Annotated in this window: 2 rRNA genes; both read left to right on the forward strand. The window is 55.2% G+C overall.

What is annotated here, in order from left to right:
- Window positions 1–1519: ribosomal RNA gene (locus ACWED2_RS48260) — 23S ribosomal RNA — on the forward strand; the annotation flags it as partial.
- A gap of 64 nt (window positions 1520–1583) precedes the next feature.
- Window positions 1584–1700, forward strand: a 5S ribosomal RNA gene (rrf, locus tag ACWED2_RS48265).
- Window positions 1701–1705 lie beyond the last annotated feature (5 nt).

Below are 1705 nucleotides of genomic sequence, written 5' to 3' on the forward strand. Positions count from 1 at the left end.
TGTGGAGCGTGGGACCTGATTTCGTAGTAGTCAAGCGATGGGGTGACGCAGGAAGGTAGCTCCGCCAGGCGATGGTTGTCCTGGTATAAGCGTGTAGGCTGTCATGTAGGCAAATCCGCATGGCAATAGGCTGAGACGTGATGTGTAGCCGTTTGAGGCGAAGTAGAGTGATCCTATGCTGCCGAGAAAAGCCTCTAGTGAGTGCATGCACGGCCCGTACCCCAAACCAACACAGGTGGTCAGGTAGAGAATACCAAGGCGATCGGGTGAACTGTGGTTAAGGAACTCGGCAAAATGCCCCCGTAACTTCGGGAGAAGGGGGGCCAAACATCCTGAAGCTTTTTACAGGCTAGGGGTGGGTGGCCGCAGAGACCAGCGGAAAGCGACTGTTTACTAAAAACACAGGTCCATGCGAAGTCGCAAGACGATGTATATGGACTGACGCCTGCCCGGTGCTGGAACGTTAAGAGGACCGGTTAGCCTTTCGGGGCGAAGCTGAGAATTTAAGCGCCAGTAAACGGCGGTGGTAACTATAACCATCCTAAGGTAGCGAAATTCCTTGTCGGGTAAGTTCCGACCTGCACGAATGGCGTAACGACTTTCCGGCTGTCTCAACCACAGGCCCGGCGAAATTGCACTACGAGTAAAGATGCTCGTTACGCGCGGCAGGACGGAAAGACCCCGGGACCTTTACTATAGTTTGGTATTGGTTTTCGGTTCGGCTTGTGTAGGATAGGTGGGAGACTGTGAAGCTGCAACGCTAGTTGTGGTGGAGTCGTTGTTGAAATACCACTCTGGTCGAATTGGGAATCTGAACCTCGGGCCATGATCTGGTTCAGGGACAGTGCCTGATGGGTAGTTTAACTGGGGCGGTTGCCTCCTAAAGGGTAACGGAGGCGCCCAAAGGTTCCCTCAGCCTGGTTGGCAATCAGGTGTTGAGTGCAAGTGCACAAGGGAGCTTGACTGTGAGACAGACATGTCGAGCAGGGACGAAAGTCGGGACTAGTGATCCGGCACCTCCTGGTGGAAGGGGTGTCGCTCAACGGATAAAAGGTACCCCGGGGATAACAGGCTGATCTTGCCCAAGAGTCCATATCGACGGCATGGTTTGGCACCTCGATGTCGGCTCGTCGCATCCTGGGGCCGGAGTAGGTCCCAAGGGTTGGGCTGTTCGCCCATTAAAGCGGCACGCGAGCTGGGTTTAGAACGTCGTGAGACAGTTCGGTCCCTATCCGCCGCGCGCGTAGGATACTTGAGGAAGGCTGTCCCTAGTACGAGAGGACCGGGACGGACGAACCTCTGGTGTGCCAGTTGTCCCGCCAGGGGCATGGCTGGTTGGCCACGTTCGGAAGGGATAACCGCTGAAGGCATCTAAGCGGGAAGCCTGTTCCAAGATGAGGTATCCCACCCCTTTGTGGGTTAAGGCCCCCAACAGACCATTGGGTTGATAGGCCAGAAATGGAAGCACAGTAATGTGTTGTCGAGTTGACTGGTACTAATAGGCCGAGGACTTGCCTACGAAGATGTTACGCATCCACTCTACGGTTCTGAAACACCACCTCAGGTGTGTTGTTTCGGAGTGTTTCGGTGGTTATAGCGTCAGGGAAACGCCCGGTCCCATTCCGAACCCGGAAGCTAAGCCTGACAGCGCCGATGGTACTGCAACCGAAGGGTTGTGGGAGAGTAGGACACCGCCGAACTTACC

It is taken from the genome of Amycolatopsis sp. NPDC005003 (genome assembly GCF_053600695.1).